We start from the raw sequence: 16990 nt of genomic DNA on the forward strand, positions 1-16990 counted from the left end.
GAATTTGCGGCAGCAGCCCCCGGAACGTCGGAATTGTCCGCAACTGCGGGTGCGCACTGGGCTTTCCGGGTGAGAACCACCGATCGGTGGGGCTCGCGTCACTAGCGTCGGTGACATGACCTTCACCTTGATCAAGGGCGCCTTCCGGATCGCGGGCAGCTCACCCGACGGCGACTCGATCCGCTTCTACCCCGCCGACCCGAAGACGTTCCGCAAGGCCGGGCTGTCCGTGCGGCTGAACTCCCGCGGCGGCGTCCAGCTGCGATTAGAGGGCATCGACGCGCTGGAAACCCACTACCGGCCGCAGGCGCGCGGTGCCGAGCTCTGGCACCAGCCGAGCAAGCTCGCCAACGCAGCCGGTGAGGCACTGCTGGACCACCTCGGCTTCACCAGCGTCGAACGCGACGAGAACGGCCGGGTCACCGCCAGCACGCCGGAGGAGGTGCCCGGTCACGTCCTGACCCGGTTCGCGGACAAGTACGGCCGCGCCGTCGCGTTCGCCTTCCCAGGTCAGCGGCCCGGACGCTCCACCGACGGCGCCGACGTCCGCCTAGAACCCGACGGCCTGGTCAACTCGGCCAACCACGCGCTGCTCGCAGCCGGCCTGGTCTACCCGACGTTCTACTCGAAGCTCTTCCCCGACCTGCGCCAGGCGATGGCCGAGGTCGCGGTCGCGGCGCGCGAAGCCCGCACCGGTCTGTGGGCCGAAGACGTCACCCTCGAAGGCGTGCGGGCGCGCTCCCGCGAGCAGCTGCGCGACGAGGTGGTGCTGCTGCCGAAGCTGTTCCGCCGGCTGGCCGACTACCTCGAGCTGGAGGAGTCCGGCGGGGTGTCGCTGGGCGGTTTCGCGCACTACCTCGACACCCGGGACGACCGCCTGTTCACCGTGCCCGACGGGCACGCCACCGAGCTGGAGACCCTGGTCGAGGTCCGCAGGCAGACCCTGCGCCTGACCGTCGAACCGGAGCGCATCGTGTTCGTCGAGGCCTGACCCGCCCGAACCACCCGCCGCCGTGATGAGATGGGCCGGTCGAAGGTGCGTGGGGGTGCGATGAGCGACGATGCGGCTGCGCCGACGGTGGCGTCCCGGCTGTTCCGGATCCTGGAGACCTTCTCCCCGGAACGCCCGTCGCTGACGCTGTCGGAGATCAGCCGCCACAGCGGCCTGGCGCTGACCACCACGCACCGCCTGGTCGGCGAGCTCACCGGCTGGCGCGCGCTGGAACGCGCCGACGACGGCCGCTACCGGATCGGGCTGCGGATCTACGAGCTGGCGGCGCTGACCCCTCGCGGCACGCTCCTGCGCGAGGTCGCGATGCCCTTCCTCGGCGACCTCTACGAGGCCACCCACCAGAACGTCCAGCTCGGCGTCCGCGACGGCGACGAGGTGGTCTACGTCGAACGCATCTCAGGTCGTGAGGCAGTGCCGGTGGTGTCGCGGCCAGGTGGCCGGCTCCCGCTGCACGCCACCGGCGTCGGCCTGGTGCTGCTCGCGCACGCGGACCGCGAACTGCAGGAGGCGGTGCTCGACGCGCCGCTGAAGCGGTTCACCGAACGCACCATCGCCGATGCCCGGCAGCTGCGCAGCGTCCTCGCCGACGTCCGGCGGCAGGGCTTCGCGATCAGCGACCGCCAGATCGAGCTGTCGACGCTGTCGGTGGCCGCCCCGGTGCACGACGACTCGGACGCCGTCGTCGCAGCGCTGTCCATCGTCGTCCCCGCAGATCAAACGGACCCGATGACCCTGGTCCCGGCGGTCCGCGCCGCGGCCCGAGGCCTCTCCAGAACCCTCGGCTCCCCCAACGCCCAGGCCCTCCCGCCCACGGCCCACCTCGAACGCCGCAACCTCCCCTGAGCCCCGGCCCGCGGCCTGGTACAGCACCACAGTTTCCATTGAAACTGTGAATCCCACCCACGGCGGATCACAGTTTCAATGGAAACTGCGGCTCTCGGCGCGAGATCCGGCCTTCCGGTGAACGGAAAGGGGCGTTCCGCTTCGCCCGGCCCGCACCGATCGTGGACCGTGAGGCTGAGGTGGCGGTCACATCGGGGTGCACCGCCCGCAGCAGGTCCGAGGGAGGAATCGGTCGATGCAGATCCAGGTCGGGATCGTCGGAGCGGGGCCCGCGGGGCTCATGCTCTCGCACCTGCTGCACCAGCGCGGCGTGGAGTCGGTCGTGCTCGACACCCGGACCCGCGAGGAGATCGAGGGCACCATCCGGGCCGGTGTGCTGGAGCAGAGCTCGGTGGACCTGATGGTCGACACCGGGGTCGGCGCGCGCGTCAAGGAGCTCGGCATGGTGCACCACGGCATCGAGCTGCGCTTCGGCGGCAAGGGGCACCGGATCGACTTCGCCGACCTGACCGGCGGCCGCGGGGTGACCATCTACCCGCAGCACGAGGTGCTCAAGGACCTGATCGCCCAACGCCTGGCCGACGGCGGCGACATCCGCTTCGGCGTCTCGGACGTGCAGGTCGAGGACGTCACCGGTGACCGGCCCAGGATCCGGTTCACCCAGGACGGCACCGAGCATGAGCTCGACTGCGAGCTGGTGGCGGGCTGCGACGGTTCGCGGACCTCGACCCGCTTCCTGATCCCGGCGCCGAACCCCCGGCAGGACCACTTCCGCCAGTACCCGTTCGCCTGGTTCGGCATCCTGGCCGAGGCGCCGCCGTCCTCCGAGGAGCTGGTCTACGCCCACCACCGCAACGGGTTCGCGCTGATGAGCACCCGTTCGGCGACGGTCCAGCGGCACTACCTGCAGGTGGATCCCAACGACACCGTCGAGGACTGGTCCGACGACCGGATCTGGTCGGAGCTGCACACCCGGGTGGCGGGCGCGGACGTCAAGGAAGGCCCGATCTTCTCCAAGTCGGTCCTGCACTTCCGCAGCTTCGTGTGCGAGCCGATGCAGCACGGCCGCCTGTTCCTGGCCGGCGACGCCGCGCACACCGTGCCGCCGACCGGCGCGAAGGGCATGAACCTCGCGATCGCCGACGTGCACGTGCTTTCCCGCGCGATGGCCGAGTTCTTCGCCAACAGCGACCGCACCGCGCTCGACGCCTACACCGCGACCGCCCTGCCCCGGATCTGGCGCGCGCAGCACTTCTCCTGGTGGATGACCTCGATGCTGCACCGCATGCCCGAGGCGACCGGTTTCGACCTGAACCGCCAGCTCGCCGAGCTGGACACGGTCACCCGCTCCCGCGCGGGCCGGACCCTCCTCGCCGAGAACTACGTCGGCACGCCGTTCGAGTAAACAACTCGGCCCTGAAGGACCGAGCTTTGAGACGGCTCAGTCCTGCTGGGCCGGGCTTGCGCTCCCGTCGCCACCGGGTGTGGCGGTGCGGGTCGCATCGCCCGCTTATGCGGGTTGGGGCATGTTTACGAATACCCACGCCGAGCGTGCGCGGTCACGCACGTTGACCCCGGCGACGACGTCGGCTGGTCCAGCGAGACCGCACCGACGACAACAGAAATCGTCCCGAGTGGGCCTGTTGGCCCGCTCAGTGTGACCACACAGCGGACAGTGCTGCGAGGTGTAGGCCGCGTCCACCGACAGCACCGGCACACCTACACGCTGCGCTTTGTAGGCGATGAACGTCCCGAGCTGGGCAAACGGCCAGGAGGATTGTGCGGCCCGCTGGTCGCGTCGAACCGTGACCCGCTCACGAATACCACCCAGCTCCTCCAGGGCGATACCGCGCTCGGTGCGTTGGGCGACGGCCACAACATCCTTAGCGATCGCGTGGTTGATGTGCTTAGCGTGCCGCGCTTCTTTCTTGGCACGCTTCTTGAGCAGGCGGACAGCGGAGCGGGTGCGCTTGGCCTGGATCTCGGCCTTCTTGCGTGCCTGCCAACGCCGATACCGGCTCAGGCGGCGCCCCGAGTAGTGGGTTGCGTCCGACGTGGTGGCCAGGTTGTTGATGCCCCGATCGACCCCGATCCAGTCCACCGGCTCAAACTGCGGTTTCTCGGGAACGTCGCAGGTGGCGATCAGGAACCACTTACCGTCCCGCAACACCAGATCCGACTCGCCCTGGCGGTGCTCGACCAGGGTTTTCAGATCCTGCGGTGAGGCCGTGAACTGCACGTTCTTCATGCGGCCGTGCATGGTCCAGATACTCACGGTGCGGGCATCGTAGTTCCACGACAAACACCGATCATCAAAGGTGTGCGCCGCATCAGGCCGGAACTCGACCGGCTTCGACTCGGCCTTAACCCGTCGCTTCGAGCCCGGCCTACCCAGGTTCCCGTGACGGATATTGCTGCGCAGGGTGGTGTAGGCGTCCACGACACGCTTGATGACGTGCTGCGCTGCCTGCGCACCCAAGCCGCACCCCTTGAGGTCGGCATAACACGCTGACCGCAGTCGCTTCACGTCACCGTGAAGGCCGTGTGCTTCGAACCCTGCCCGCGACACGTCGTTCACGGCCTGATTGACCGCGTGCAGGGTCGCCTCCAGTGCCGACGCCTGTTCCGGCGCCGGTAGAAGCTTCACCTGCACAACGATCTTCACACCGCGCACCATAGCAGTGGTCTATGCCACCTCGATGGGAGCCAAATCCCGATATTCGCAGAGGTCGCAGCGTTGTCTACACGCCGCATGCTCATTTGGTCTTCACCCCTAAGTACCGGAGGGGTCCGTTCACCAGCGACATCCGTACCCGGTGTGAAGAGATCATGCGCGAAGTCTGCGCGGACTTCGACGTGGAGCTACGCGAGTTCAACGGCGAAACCGACCACGTCCACCTACTCGTGCACTACCCGCCGCAAGTAGCCCTCTCACGCCTGGTCAACAGCCTCAAAGGTGTCTCTTCCCGTCGTCTGCGCCGCGAATTCCCCGAACGCATCCGCAAATACCTCTGGGGAAGCCACTTCTGGTCTCCGTCTTACTTCGCAGGGTCCTGCGCCGGGGCACCGCTCCCTAGGGATCGCATTCCTCCCGGCCATAAACGGCCGGGGTTCCTGCGATTAGATCGCTGAAACCCCGTCCGACGCGCTCGTTCTGCGCGGTGCCGGTGGCGGAACCCCGGAGTTGATCGATTCGCGTCCCGTTGATCGGAGTTGCGGGCATACTCTGATCAACGGGATCCACGCTGCCGGGCGTGGCCGAGTCTGCGACGGGGTGGCCATGACGTTCCGGTACTACCTGTACGTCAGCGACAGCAAGGTGGACATGCTGCTGTCGCAGATCGACCCGAGGTTCGCCGCCAAGCGCAGCACCGAGGTCGGCGTGAACCTGCAGATGGTCTCGGCGAAGCGCAGCACCGCGCCGACCGACGACCGCTTCCTCCGGCTGGAGCGGGTCGTGCGCTACCTGCAGGACCACGGCGATGTCGGCACGGTCGACGAACCGGGCCAGTTCTTCGGCGGTCTGCTGCCGATGCGGTGGACGTCGATGCCCGGTGCGGCGGATCCGTCGCTGGTGTTCCTGGGCGGCTGCGACGGCCGGAACGTGGTGGGGCTCGGCGGATCCGCCCGGCACCTGCTGGGTTCGGTCCCGGGGGTGGACGACGCCCGCCCCTCGTCGTCGTTGCTGCCGGCCATCCTCGACCAGCTGGGCACGGCGTCCGAGCTGGAGGACGAGCTGGTCCTGGACTCGGTCGGCGACGATCTCGACCGTACCGACCACTCGGCGCTCGCCGCCGTGCACCGGGCGGTCCGCGAGCTCCGGACGCCCGCCCAGAACGTCGAGTTCATCGCCAAGCGGCTGCTGCACGGCACCGGTCCCGGCGGGGACGAGTCCGTGGTGCTCGGCTCACCGATCTACGTGGCCCAGGTCGACTAGCCGCCAGCACGTCCGACGGAGGCCGGCATGGATGCGCCGCAGGAGCACGCGGGGACACCGTCCGAGTGGCGGGTCGGTGACGTGATCGACGGCCTCTACGAGGTCGCGGAGGTGATCGGGCGCGGCGGCATGGGTGTGGTCCACCGGGCGCGGCACCTGGTGTGGGACGTCGACCTGGCGGTGAAGTGCCCGCGGCCGGCCCTGTTCCGGACCGAAGCCGCCCGCGAGCTGTTCATCACCGAGGCCGAGACGTGGGTGGCGCTGGGGTTGCACCCGCACGTGTGCGGCTGCCACTACGTCCGGACGCTCGGCGGTGTCCCCCGGGTGTTCGCCGAGTACGTCCCGGGCGGCAGCCTGCGCGAGTGGATCGACGACGGGCGGCTGTACCGGGGCGATGAGCGAGCGGTGCTGGCGCGGGTGATCGACACGGCCGTCCAGATGGCGTGGGGCATCGAGCACGCGCACAGCCGGCACCTGGTGCACCAGGACGTCAAGCCGGACAACGTGCTCTTGGACGGCTCCGGCACCGCGAAGATCACCGATTTCGGGCTGGCGCTGGCGCGCGAGGAGCTGGCCGCGCTCGATCCGGACGCCCCGCCTGGAACCAGCGTCCTGCTGCCGGGCGGTGGTGGCGGAACGCTGCGGTACGCCTCGCCCGAGCAGGTGGCGAACCGTCCGCTGGGGCGGCGCACCGATGTCTTCAGCTTCGCGGTGTCGGTGCTGGAGATGTTCACCGGTGGGCCTGCCTGGGACAGCGGCCCGGACGCGGGTGCGGCGCTGGACGGCTGCCGGACCGGTCACGCCGGTGGGCTGCCCGCCATGCCGTCCGCGCTGGCCGACCTGCTGGCGAGGTGCCTGCACCAGGATCCCGCCCGGCGGCCGGGTTCGATGGCCGAGGTCGCCGCCGCACTGGCCGACGTCTACCGAGCCGTGCTGGGCGAACCGCATCCTCGCCAGGTTCCCGCGGCAGCCGACCTGCGGGCCGACGAGTACAACAACCGAGCACTGTCCCTTGTGGACCTCGGTCGGCCGGGCGAAGCCGAGGAGGCGCTGCGGAAGGCGTTGGCCGCAGATCCGCAGAACGTGCCAGCCCGCTACAACGCGCGACTCGCGCAGTGGCGGGCCGGTGCCATCACCGACCGGGAACTCGTCGCCGAGCTGGAAGCGCTCCGGGTGGACAGGGGCGACGCCCGGGAGGCCAGCTACCTGCTCGCCCAGGTGCACATGGAGCGGGGCGATCTCGTTTCGGCTCGCGCGCTCCTGGCGGACGTGGCGCGGGAATGGGGTGACGAGCCGGACGTCCAGGCGGCGCTGCGCGCGATCCGGTCCGGTGAGATCACCGATGCCCGGTGCGTCGACGAGTGGCAGCTCCCGTGGCCCTCGTACCCGGAGCACGAGCTGGGCAGCCGAGGTGAGCCCGCCACGGCGGAACCAGCCGCGTTGGAGAGCTCGCGGGCGGCCGTCCTCTCCGCGCCTCCCGGCGCCAGCATCGCGCGCGTTCCCGCGTCGTTCCACGACGACGCCGCGATCGCGCTCACCCCCGACGGGCAACTGGCGCTGACCGGCACCTGGGACGGCAAGGTGCGGTTGTGGGACGTGGGCGCCGAGCGCTGCGTGGTGGTCCTCAACGGTCACAGCGAGCCGATCCAGTCCGTCGACCTCACCCCGGACGGGAGGTTCGCGGCTTCCGCGGACCGGGAGGGGACCGTCTGCTTCTGGGACCTCGACGACGACCGCGCTTCGAGCCGCTGCGCGGTCGCCGGTGCGGACGTGGAGCGCTCCGGCATGCAACTGGCCCGGGTGAGCCTGAGCCAGGACGGTCCGTCGCGTGCTGGCCCGGTTCGGACGGCGGATTCCGGTTCCTCGACACCGTCCGCGGGGAGCAGCGGTGGGTCGCGGCACCGGATTTCGGGCACGCGCGGCTGGTCCGGCTGAGCCCGCAGCGGCGCTGGCTGCTGGCCGGCGGCAGCAGCGGCGACGGGCCGACCAGCCGCTCGGAGTCGGTCGGCGTGTGGGACCTGGACACCGGCCGCCGCCACCACGTCCTGGCCGGGCACACGTCGTACGTCACCGCCATCTGCGTCACCGCCGACGAGCGCTTCGCGGCCACCGGGAGCCACGACCGGACCATCCGGATCTGGGATCTGGCCGACGGCAGCTGCGTCCGCGTCCTGACCGGGCACACGGCCGACGCCCTGTCGCTCAGCGCCGGTGCGAAGTCCCTGCTCTCCGGGGACGCCTTCGACGGCACCGTCCGGTTCTGGGACATCAGCACCGGCCGATGCTTGCGGACCTTCCAAGGCCACCGCAGCAGGACGGCTGCCGTCACCCTGGACCCCGACGGCCGGTTCGGGTTCTCCGCTGGTCAGGACAGAGCAGTCCGGCGATGGCGGTTGCCCGCGAGCTACGACGCCGCGCCGAGCCTGACCCGCCCGCGCCCGGAGACCGAGCTGAGCAGGCTGGGCGCACGGGTGGACTCGCTGGTCGCCGAGGCGGAGCAGGCGATGTCGGACGGCAGCGTGCAGTCAGCGCTCGACCTGCTCACCCGGGCCAGGACGACGCCCGGCTACGAGCGGGAGCCGAAGGTCCTGTCCGCGTGGTGGGCGCTGAGCCGCCACGCCCGGAAGACCGGGCTGCGCGCAGCATGGTCGGCCCGGGTCCTCCGCGGGCACAGCGACCACGTGGGCGCCGTCGACGTGTCCGACGACGGGCGCCTCGCCGTGTCGAGCAGCGGGGACGGCACGGTGCGGGTGTGGTCGGTCGACACGGGCGCCTGCACCCAAGTGCTCGAAGGCCACGAGCACATGGTCGAGTCGGTCTGCTTGAGCCCCGATGGCCGGCAGGTCCTGTCCGGCAGCAGGGACGGCACGGTGCGCCTGTGGTCCGTCGAAACCGGTGAGTGCCAACGGGTTCTGGGCGCACCGACCGGGCGCGGTGAATCCGCCCCGGTCCGGTTCAGCGCCGACGGACGGCAGGCCGTGGTCGGCCATTGCGACGGCAGGGTCCGGATCTGGGACCTGGCCGGAGGTGAGCCTCGACCGCTGTTGCCGCACCGCGTCTACGACATCGCCTTGGCCCGGGACGGCCGTCTCGCCGCGTTGGCCAGGGGCAGCATGGTGCAGCTCTGGGACCTGGAGCGCGCTGCGCCCGCTCACTCCCTGCGCGGCGAGTTCCTGAGCACGATGCGAGCGGTGTGCCTCAGCGCGGACGGACGCCTCGCGCTGACCGGCGAAGCCGAGGGAATCCGGTTGTGGGACACCACGTCCGGAGAGGTCGTCCGGTCGTTCAGCACGGGCGACCCGCTGGGTGCGGGCCGGGATCGCAACACCTTCCTCCAGATGACCGCGCAGGGCGATTTCGCGGTCTCCGGCGGGTACTGGACACCACCTGTCGTCTGGGACGTCACCTCCGGGCGTCCCCTGCGTTCCCTGGACGGTCACGGCGAAGGCATCGGCTGCCTGGCGATGACGCCCGACGGCCGCTTCCTGCTCACCGGCAGCACGTCCGGGGAGGTCCGGGTCTGGGAACTCGACTGGGAACTGGCGGCCGACCGGTCGTGAGCGCGAGGACCGGCGTTCGCGCTCACGACCCGCACGGCCTCAGAACGGGTACTGCTGGATCGGGCCCTGGATCGTGACCCACTGGGTTTCGGTGAAGGCCTCGAGGTTCGCCTCCGCTCCCCCGACGCGGCCGCCGTTGCCGGAGGCCTTCACCCCGCCGAAGGGGATGTGCGCGTGGTCCCCGACGGTCTGGTCGTTGACGTGCACCAGACCGCTCGGGATCTGCTTGGCGATCTCCCACGCCTGCATGGCGTCCCCGCCGAGCACGCTCAGCGACAGCCCGTACTCGGTGTCGCGGGCGATCGAGATCGCCTCCTGCACCGTGCTGAACCGGAGGACCGGCGCGACCGGGCCGAAGATCTCCTGGCTGAACGCGGGTGTATCGGGTTTGACGTGGTCGAGCACGGTCGGCCGGTAGAACAGCCCGTCGTACTCACCACCGGCGACCAGTTCCGCGCCGGCGGCCACGCTCTCGGTGACCAACCGGTGGATCCCGTCGCGCTGCTTGGCGTCGATGATCGGCCCCAGCGCCACCTCCGCGGTGTTCGGGTCCCCGACCGGCAGGGTGCGCGCCTTCTCCGCCAGCGCCGCGACGTATTCGTCCGCAATGGACTCGTGCACCAGGTGCCGCCCGGCGGCCATGCAGATCTGCCCCTGGTGCAGGAAGGAGCCCCACGCACCGGCCGACGCGGCAGCGGCGATGTCGGCGTCGGGCAGCACGATGATCGCGTTGTTGCCGCCCAGCTCCAGGTGCGCGCGCTTGAGGTGCGCGGCAGCGGCCTCCCCGACCTTGCGACCGGCCGCGGTGGATCCGGTGAAGGCGATGACCCGGGTGTGCTCGTCGGCCACCAGCGCCGCTCCCGCGTCGGCCCCGCCCGGCAGCACCTGGAACACGCCCTCCGGCACCCCGGCCGCTTCGAAGATCGCCGCCAGCGCGAGGCCACCGCACACCGCGGTTCGCGTGTCGGGTTTGAGCACCACCGAGTTGCCCAGCGCCAACGCCGGTGCCACGGCGCGGATCGACAGGATCAGCGGGAAGTTGAACGGCGCGATCACCCCGACGACCCCGGCCGCGACCCGCCGGCTGAAGCTGAGCCGGCCGTCCGCCGACGGCAGCAGCGATCCCGCCGGGTGCGAGGTCAGCCCGGCGGCTTCGAAGCACTCGTTGGCCGCGGTCCGCACCTCGATGTCGGCCTTCGGCGGGATCGAACCGCCCTCGCGGATCAGCCAGCTGCGGACCTCTTCGGCGTGATCGAGGAACAGCTGCCCGGCCCGCCGCAGCACGGCCGCCCGCTCCTCGAACGGCTTGTCCTCCCAATCCCGCTGCGCCGCAGCCGCTTTCGAGCAGGCCGCGGCGATGTCGGCCGGGGTGGCGCAGCCGACGTGCCCGAGCTGCTGCCCGGTCGCGGGCTCGACCACCTCGGTCGGCGTGCCGCCGGCCGGGGTCCAACGCCCGGTGAACACCTGCTTGGACCAGCGTTCGGCGTCGAGGATCGTCATGCATCGACCTTTCTTCAGGGTTGTGCGGAGGTCCGCTGCGGTTCGGGGAGGCGGAACTCCTTCTTGGCCACGATCGCGACGGCGATCGCGCCGATCACGCCGGGCACCGCGACGGCGATGAAGTTCTGCTGGAACGGTAGCTCCAGCGCCAGCAGCGCGCCGCCGAGCGCGGGTCCGCCGATGGCGCCGATGCGGCCGATCCCGGCCGCCCAGCCGACGCCGGTCGAGCGCACCGCTGCCGGGTAGTACTCCACCGCGAACGCGTGGATGATCGCCAGCACGCCGACGGTCGCCGCCCCTGCGATGAACAGCAAGGTGTTGAGCACCAACGAATTCGGGTTGAACGACAGCCCGATCAGCGACAGCGAGGCGAGCGCGAAGTACAGCACCAGGGTGCCGCGGTAGGTCCAGCGGTCGGCCACCCGACCGCCGACGATCGCACCCACCATGCCGCCCAGGTTCAGCACCACCAGGTTCCACAGCGCCGAGCCCAGGGGGTAGCCCGCGGTCTGCATCAGCTTCGGCAGCCAGGTGTTGAGCCCGTAGCTGAGCAGCATGCACATCGCGAAGAACACCCAGATCAGCACGTTGTTGAGCGCGTTCCCACCGGTGAACAGCTGCCGGAGCCCGACATCGGCCTGCCCGGAGCGGCGGTCCAGCGACACCTCGTCGAGGTCGTCGCGCTCCGGGGCGATCCGGCGCAGCACCACCAGCAACCGCTCCCGGTCACCGCGGGCGGCCAGGTAGTCCGGTGATTCCGGCAGGTGGCGCAGCAGGAACGGCACCAGCAGCAGCGGCAGGCCCGCCACGTAGAACACGCCGCGCCAGGTCCACACCGGTTCGATGTAGATGGCGAACACCGCCGCACCGATGCCGCCCACCGAGTAGAACGACGACACCAGCGTGACGAACAGGGCCTTCGCCCGGCGCGGTGCGATCTCCCCGGCCAGCGCGGTGAAGTTGGGCACCAGCGCGCCCAGCGCCACCCCGACGACGAACCGCAGCACCCCCAGCACCTCCGGGCCGGTGGCGAACGCGCAGCCGAACGAGGCGATGCTGGCGATGGTCACGCAGGTGATCATCAGCGGCCGCCGCCCGTGGCGGTCGGCCAGCGGCGAGATGAACAGCCCGCCGACGAGCATGCCGACCAGCGCGACGGACCCGAGCGTCCCGGCGGCGACCGGGTCCATGTGCCACTCGTCCATCAGCTGGGAGATGACGGTGCCGTAGCTGACCATGTCGTAGCCGTCGACGATCATCAGCAGCGAGCACAGGGTCAGGACTTTGAGGTGGAAGCCGTTGAGCCGGGCAGCGCCGACCACGGCCCCCGCGGTGTGCTGGGGCAACTGGGTTCCTCCGGTTCCACTTCGTCGGGGAGGGCCGGTCAGGGTTCGGTGAGCTCGGTTTCCGCTTCGATCAGCACCGGCTTGCCCGCGCCGAGCGCGCTCTTCAACGCAGCGGCGAACTCCGCACCGGTGCGCACCGACGTCGCGTCGACGCCGTACCCCCTGGCGATCTGCGCGAAGTCGATGCCGGGCACGTCCATGCCGGGCACCTCACCGGCGTCGAGGACCTTGGAGAACCAGCGCAACGCGCCGTAGGTGCCGTTCTTCAGGATGATGACGATCACCGGGATGCGGTACCGCGCAGCGGTCCACAGCGCGGTGATCCCGTAGTTGGCCGATCCGTCGCCGATGAGCCCGATCACCTGGCGCTCGTCGTGCGCCAGCTGCGCCCCGACGGCGGCGGGCAGCCCGAAGCCGAGCCCACCGGAGGCCGGGAAGAAGTAGCTGCCCTGCGCGGAGAGGTCCATCTGCGCCCAGAAAGCACCGGTGGTCGCGGTGGATTCCTTGACGTAGACGGCATCTTCCGGGGCGTGCTCGCGCAGCAGCGCGAACAGCTCCTCCGGGTGCAGCCGTTCGCCGGCGGTCCGCGCGGGCGGCCGTTCCGGCAGCGGCGGCAGCTCGGGCCGGAGGCCGGGGGTGACCGCACCGGAGAGCCGGGACAACGCGTCCTTGACGTCGCCGACCAGCGCCTCCCCCATCGGTGCGCGCGCGGCTTCGCCGGGATCGCTGGTCAGCTGCACCAGCCGCGCACCTGCAGGCAGGTACTCGCCGGGTACGAACTGGTGGTAGCGGAACACCGGTGCTCCGACCACCAGGATCAGGTCGTGCTCGCGCAACGCGTCGGTGATGCCCTGGACCGCAGCGGGCAGCACGCCGCGGAAACTGCGGTGCCGGGTCGGGAACGGGCAGCGCGACGCGGAGGGCGCGATCCACACCGGCGCGCCCAACCGGTCGGCCAGGCGCACTGCGTCGTCATTGGCGTGTTCGGCGTCGACCTCCGGGCCCAGCACCAGCACTGGACGCTGCGCGCCGTCCAGCGCCTCGGCCAGCTCGGCCAGCTGCGCTTCGCTCAGCGCCCCCGCGCTGGCAGTCTTGCGCGCGAGCAGGTGTTGCGCCCCGTCCGGTGCTTCCTGCGCCCAGTCGTCGTAGGGCACCGAGACGTACACCGGTCCCTTGGCGGGCAGGTTCGCGATGTGGATGGCGTGGCTGATCGAGCGCGGCACGTCCTGCGCGCAGGACGGCTCGCAACTCCACTTCACCAGCGGCTTCGGCAGCTCCGCGGCGTCGACGTTGGCCAGCATGACCTCCTGGCCGATGGTCGAGCGCACCTGCTGCCCGGCGGTGATGATCAGCGGGCTGTGCGAGTAGACCGAGTTGGTCAGCGCCCCGAGCGCGTTGCCCGTTCCGGCCGCCGCGTGCAGGTTGACCAGCGCGGAGCTGCCGCGGGCCAGCGCGTAGCCGTCGGCCATCGCCAGCACCGCGCCCTCGTGCAGGCCCAGCACGTAGCGGAAGTCCTCCGGCATCCCGGCCAGGAACGGCAGCTCGTTGGAGCCCGGATTGCCGAAGATCGTCGTCAAGTCATGCGATCGCAGCAGGTCGTAGGTCACGTCGCGCACGTCGGCCATGGATGTTCGCTCCCCGTGTCGGTGATGTCCGCCACCATAGGGAGCGCAGCGCTCATAGGCCTAATGAATGTTGTTGATCCGGATATGGCCCAGATCTATTCTCGCTGCGTGGTCGACGTGGACCTGAACCTGATGAAGACGTTCGTGCTCCTTTACGAGACGCGCAGCGTCACCAAGACGGCCGAGGCGCTGTTCATCACGCAGCCGTCGGTGAGCCACGCGCTGCGGCGGCTGCGCCGCCAGTTCAACGACGAGCTGTTCGCCCGCTCCCCCGACGGCCTCGCCCCGACCGAGATCGCCGAGCGCATGTACCCGCGGTTGCAGCAGGCGCTGGAGGTCATCGAGGACACGGTGTCGGGCGCGGGCCGGTTCGACCCGGCCACCTCGGAACGCACGTTCCGGATCTGCGCGACCGACCTCGGCGAGATCAGCCTGCTGCCGCCGGTCCTGGCCCGCCTCGAGCGGAACGCACCGAACTGCGCGGTCGAGGTGCTGCCGCTCGACATGACCGCCGCCCCGCAGCACCTGCGCCAAGGTCGCGCCGACGCCGTGATCTGCACGCCCCGCATCGACGCCCCGGACCTGCGGCGCGACGCCCTCTTCCAAGAGCACTACGTCGGTCTGCGCGCCCGGGCGCACCCGCGCATCGGCGAGCGCCCGACGTTCGAGGACTACCTGCGGGAGCGGCACATCGTGGTCGACCCGGCGGCCGGGCACGTCGACGCCGACGTGGAGCTCACCCGCCTCGGGCACCGGCGCGCGGTCGCCGCCCGGGTACCGCACTTCACCGCGCTGCCCGAACTGCTGGCGCGGACGAACTACCTCTCGGCGGTGCCCGGCGGAGTGGCCGAGCTGTTCACCCGCTCATCGCAGGTGGCGACCTTCCAGCTGCCGTTCGACGTTCCGACGGTGGAGGTCTCGCTCTACACCTACCGGCGAGCGCTGCCCGCGCCCGGCACCGACTGGCTCCGCGAGCTCATCCGGCGCACCCTCCGGCGAGCGGAACCGTCCACTTGAGACGGAAAGGGGATCAGGCGGCGACCTGGTCGAGCTCGGCGCTGGTCGAGTGGCGGCGCACGTCGAACAAGTAGCCGACCCAGAAACCGACAACACCGGCACCGACGACGGCCAGCGTTCCAACAGCACGCACCATGGGAGTTCCCCTTCTCCGCGGCGCCGGATCACCAAACCCCGGCCTAACAGGTTCACCCCGATGCTCAACCCGCCGGATGGCAGCGCCGTTGCCAAGACGATAACGCCCGGTGAAACGGCCGACCACACCGCCCCGCACAAGACCGAACACGCAACGCAACCGTCCACAGAGGACTACCGCGCGGTAGGGCGACGCCAGTTCACCGGACGTCAGCGCAGTTCGACCCGACCGCCGCGGCCTTCGATTTCGGCGCGCAGCGCCGGGGCATCCGAACGAGTGAGGTCCAAGTGCGCACCAACGGCGCGCAGGTCCGCTCGAACGGTTTCCGGATCCGGGTGCTCGGCGCGCAGCGACAGCAACCGGACCTCCGGCAGCCCCGACTCCGCCGGGTGCGGCGCACTGCCCCAGTCGATCAGGAACGGCACGAGTCCGTCGCGCGGCCTCGGTTCGCGCTTGGCCAGTCGCCACTCCAGCAGCTCCCCGCTCGGCGTCCGCCGGGACATCGACTCCGCATCACCCGGGTCGTACCCGGCGGCGCGCGCATCGGCCACCGCGCGGTCCAGGTCGGTGGTGGTGATCGCCCAGGTCACCAGGCTCGGGACGGTCAGCGCGGCCAGGCCGAACACGGTCGGTGGGCGCGTCGCCTCGGGGTCCGGGCCGATGATCTCCAGGTAGGCCCGGCCGCCGAGACCGACGAGGTAGTTCTGCGTGCCGTTGGCCGGGTGGCGACCGCCCGGCACCGGGGCGACGCCGAGCAGGTCCGCGACCGCCCGCACCCCGGCGAGCAGGTCCGGCACCCCGTACACCAGGTGGTCCAGCCGCGACTCGACGTTCGTCATCCGCACCTCCGAAGACCCGGTTCCCGATCCCACCACCCGGCGCCGGGAAGATCAACGCCTCCGGGATCGGCCCGGCGAACCCGGGCACCACCTACGCTGCCACGCATGGGTACCCCTGACGACCTCGCCGCACCGCCCATCCCCGCCGACACCGCGGACCTGACCACCGGCCCACCGCTGCACGACGCGTGCCGGCCGCTGCGCGCCCTGGTCGGTGTGTGGCGCGGCGGCGGCGAGGTCGACTACCCGACGATCGACGGGCCGTACCGGTTCGGCCAGCAGCTCACGATCTCCCACGACGGGCGGCCGTTCCTGCGGCACGAAGCGCGCGCCTGGCTGCTCGACGCCGACGGCGCGGTGCTCCGCCCGGCCGCGTGGGAGACGGGGTGGTGGCGCCCGCAGCCCGACGGGAGTCTCGAGCTGCTGCTGTCGCACTGCACCGGGATCCAGGAGCTCTTCTACGGCGAAGCGGCGGACCGGAGCTGGGAGCTGGCCACCGACTCCGTCGTCCGGACCAGGACGGCCAAGGACGTCCAGGCCGCGCAGCGCAGCTACGCGCTCAGCGAGGACGACGTGCTCGACTACGCCGAGCACCGCGCGATGGTCGGCGTGGCCATGACCCCGCACGTGGCCGCGCGCCTGCGCCGCGTCCGCTAGCAGCAGCGAGCGAGGACACCCGGGCGGTCGTTCGCATCGATAATAAAGACAGCTATGCTGAACACATGAGCCGCGACGACCCCGCCACCGAGAACACCGCCGGGGTCGCCAACGCAGCCGCCGAAGTGCGCACCGGCGTGATGCGGCTGGCGCGACGGCTGCGTTCCGAGCGCGACCCCGGCGAGCTCACCCTCGGCCGGATGGCGGTGCTCGGCCGCTTGGAGCGCGACGGGCCCGCCACCACCAGCGGGCTGGCCGTCGCCGAACGGGTCACGCCCCAGTCGATGGCCCGCATGGTGCAACACCTCATCTCCGCTGGCCTGGCCGAACGCGCACCCGACCCGGACGACCGCCGCGCCGCGATCATCCGCATCACCGACACCGGCCGCGAGCGGGTGCAGCAGGACCGGGACCGGCGCGAGGCGTGGCTGGCCCAGGCGATGACCGAACTCAGCGATGTGGAACAGGACCTGCTGGTGCTGGCGGCCCGGCTGCTGGACCGGCTGGCCGACTCCTGA

16 protein-coding genes are annotated in these 16990 nt (G+C 70.8%); 10 read left to right on the forward strand and 6 right to left on the reverse strand.

Annotation, left to right across the window (positions count from 1 at the left end):
• Positions 1-115 precede the first annotated feature (115 nt).
• From ABTZ89_RS02370 to ABTZ89_RS02380, 3 genes are all read left to right on the forward strand, one after another.
• On the forward strand, positions 116-991 hold the full coding sequence (locus tag ABTZ89_RS02370) for a nuclease (RefSeq protein ID WP_351039143.1): 876 nt from the start codon (positions 116-118) through the stop codon (positions 989-991).
• 60 nt (positions 992-1051) lie between these two features.
• On the forward strand, positions 1052-1855 hold the full coding sequence (locus ABTZ89_RS02375) for an IclR family transcriptional regulator (protein WP_270950422.1): 804 nt from the start codon (positions 1052-1054) through the stop codon (positions 1853-1855).
• Positions 1856-2090: 235 nt separating this feature from the next.
• On the forward strand, positions 2091-3260 hold the full coding sequence (locus ABTZ89_RS02380) for a 4-hydroxybenzoate 3-monooxygenase (RefSeq protein WP_270950419.1): 1170 nt from the start codon (positions 2091-2093) through the stop codon (positions 3258-3260).
• 105 nt (positions 3261-3365) lie between these two features.
• Here ABTZ89_RS02380 and ABTZ89_RS02385 read toward each other — a convergent pair whose 3' ends face one another.
• Entirely contained in the window at positions 3366-4520 is a 1155-nt protein-coding gene (locus ABTZ89_RS02385; RefSeq protein ID WP_351039147.1) for an RNA-guided endonuclease InsQ/TnpB family protein, read from the reverse strand.
• Positions 4521-4543: 23 nt separating this feature from the next.
• Between ABTZ89_RS02385 and tnpA the strand changes: the two genes are divergently transcribed.
• The 4 genes from tnpA to ABTZ89_RS02405 all read left to right on the forward strand — a co-directional run bounded on the left by tnpA (position 4544) and on the right by ABTZ89_RS02405 (position 9352).
• On the forward strand, positions 4544-4987 hold the full coding sequence (gene tnpA / locus ABTZ89_RS02390) for an IS200/IS605 family transposase (RefSeq protein ID WP_351039150.1): 444 nt from the start codon (positions 4544-4546) through the stop codon (positions 4985-4987).
• Positions 4988-5135: 148 nt separating this feature from the next.
• Positions 5136-5792 (forward strand): DUF7019 family protein, encoded by a 657-nt coding sequence (locus ABTZ89_RS02395; protein ID WP_270950444.1) that lies wholly within the window; start codon positions 5136-5138, stop codon positions 5790-5792.
• A 27-nt stretch (positions 5793-5819) separates the two neighbouring features.
• Positions 5820-7727, forward strand: a complete 1908-nt coding sequence (locus ABTZ89_RS02400) for a protein kinase domain-containing protein (RefSeq protein ID WP_351039153.1) — start codon at positions 5820-5822, stop codon at positions 7725-7727.
• A gap of 74 nt (positions 7728-7801) precedes the next feature.
• On the forward strand, positions 7802-9352 hold the full coding sequence (locus ABTZ89_RS02405) for a WD40 repeat domain-containing protein (RefSeq protein WP_351039156.1): 1551 nt from the start codon (positions 7802-7804) through the stop codon (positions 9350-9352).
• Positions 9353-9391: 39 nt separating this feature from the next.
• Here the strand turns inward: ABTZ89_RS02405 and ABTZ89_RS02410 are convergent, their stop codons facing one another.
• From ABTZ89_RS02410 to mdlC, 3 genes are read right to left on the reverse strand one after another with little or no spacing between them, the layout of a single operon-like run.
• Complete coding sequence (locus ABTZ89_RS02410; RefSeq protein ID WP_351039158.1) at positions 9392-10852, reverse strand: benzaldehyde dehydrogenase; 1461 nt, start codon at positions 10850-10852, stop codon at positions 9392-9394.
• Positions 10853-10866: 14 nt separating this feature from the next.
• A complete protein-coding gene (locus tag ABTZ89_RS02415) occupies positions 10867-12198 on the reverse strand; it encodes an MFS transporter (protein WP_351039161.1) in 1332 nt (443 codons plus the stop codon).
• A gap of 38 nt (positions 12199-12236) precedes the next feature.
• A complete protein-coding gene (gene mdlC / locus ABTZ89_RS02420; protein ID WP_351039164.1) occupies positions 12237-13823 on the reverse strand; it encodes a benzoylformate decarboxylase in 1587 nt (528 codons plus the stop codon).
• A 108-nt stretch (positions 13824-13931) separates the two neighbouring features.
• On the opposite strand from mdlC, the gene ABTZ89_RS02425 reads away from it, so the two are divergent.
• A complete protein-coding gene (locus ABTZ89_RS02425) occupies positions 13932-14840 on the forward strand; it encodes a LysR family transcriptional regulator (RefSeq protein ID WP_270950408.1) in 909 nt (302 codons plus the stop codon).
• Between the two features lie 13 nt (positions 14841-14853).
• Here the strand turns inward: ABTZ89_RS02425 and ABTZ89_RS02430 are convergent, their stop codons facing one another.
• Both ABTZ89_RS02430 and ABTZ89_RS02435 read right to left on the reverse strand, forming a co-directional pair.
• A complete protein-coding gene (locus ABTZ89_RS02430; RefSeq protein WP_270950407.1) occupies positions 14854-14976 on the reverse strand; it encodes a hypothetical protein in 123 nt (40 codons plus the stop codon).
• A 209-nt stretch (positions 14977-15185) separates the two neighbouring features.
• Positions 15186-15815: a VOC family protein gene (locus tag ABTZ89_RS02435; protein WP_351039168.1), complete on the reverse strand. Its 630-nt coding sequence runs from the start codon at positions 15813-15815 to the stop codon at positions 15186-15188.
• Between the two features lie 105 nt (positions 15816-15920).
• On the opposite strand from ABTZ89_RS02435, the gene ABTZ89_RS02440 reads away from it, so the two are divergent.
• Positions 15921-16472: a heme-binding beta-barrel domain-containing protein gene (locus tag ABTZ89_RS02440; protein WP_270950405.1), complete on the forward strand. Its 552-nt coding sequence runs from the start codon at positions 15921-15923 to the stop codon at positions 16470-16472.
• A gap of 65 nt (positions 16473-16537) precedes the next feature.
• Positions 16538-16990: a MarR family winged helix-turn-helix transcriptional regulator gene (locus ABTZ89_RS02445; RefSeq protein ID WP_270950403.1), complete on the forward strand. Its 453-nt coding sequence runs from the start codon at positions 16538-16540 to the stop codon at positions 16988-16990.

Source organism: Saccharopolyspora sp. NPDC002686 (assembly GCF_040295745.1).
In the GTDB taxonomy this organism is placed as follows: domain Bacteria; phylum Actinomycetota; class Actinomycetes; order Mycobacteriales; family Pseudonocardiaceae; genus Saccharopolyspora; species Saccharopolyspora oryzae.

Excerpts from the sequence above, each read along its gene's own strand:
- mdlC (WP_351039164.1), bottom strand. The coding sequence starts at position 13,823 with ATGGCCGACGTGCGCGACGTGACCTACGACCTGCTGCGATCGCATGAC.
- ABTZ89_RS02375 (WP_270950422.1), top strand. The coding sequence starts at position 1,052 with ATGAGCGACGATGCGGCTGCGCCGACGGTGGCGTCCCGGCTGTTCCGG.
- ABTZ89_RS02410 (WP_351039158.1), bottom strand. The coding sequence starts at position 10,852 with ATGACGATCCTCGACGCCGAACGCTGGTCCAAGCAGGTGTTCACCGGG.
- ABTZ89_RS02445 (WP_270950403.1), top strand. The coding sequence starts at position 16,538 with ATGAGCCGCGACGACCCCGCCACCGAGAACACCGCCGGGGTCGCCAAC.
- ABTZ89_RS02370 (WP_351039143.1), top strand. The coding sequence starts at position 116 with ATGACCTTCACCTTGATCAAGGGCGCCTTCCGGATCGCGGGCAGCTCA.
- ABTZ89_RS02430 (WP_270950407.1), bottom strand. The coding sequence starts at position 14,976 with ATGGTGCGTGCTGTTGGAACGCTGGCCGTCGTCGGTGCCGGTGTTGTC.
- ABTZ89_RS02395 (WP_270950444.1), top strand. The coding sequence starts at position 5,136 with ATGACGTTCCGGTACTACCTGTACGTCAGCGACAGCAAGGTGGACATG.
- ABTZ89_RS02435 (WP_351039168.1), bottom strand. The coding sequence starts at position 15,815 with ATGACGAACGTCGAGTCGCGGCTGGACCACCTGGTGTACGGGGTGCCG.
- ABTZ89_RS02440 (WP_270950405.1), top strand. The coding sequence starts at position 15,921 with ATGGGTACCCCTGACGACCTCGCCGCACCGCCCATCCCCGCCGACACC.
- tnpA (WP_351039150.1), top strand. The coding sequence starts at position 4,544 with ATGCCACCTCGATGGGAGCCAAATCCCGATATTCGCAGAGGTCGCAGC.
- ABTZ89_RS02400 (WP_351039153.1), top strand. The coding sequence starts at position 5,820 with ATGGATGCGCCGCAGGAGCACGCGGGGACACCGTCCGAGTGGCGGGTC.
- ABTZ89_RS02380 (WP_270950419.1), top strand. The coding sequence starts at position 2,091 with ATGCAGATCCAGGTCGGGATCGTCGGAGCGGGGCCCGCGGGGCTCATG.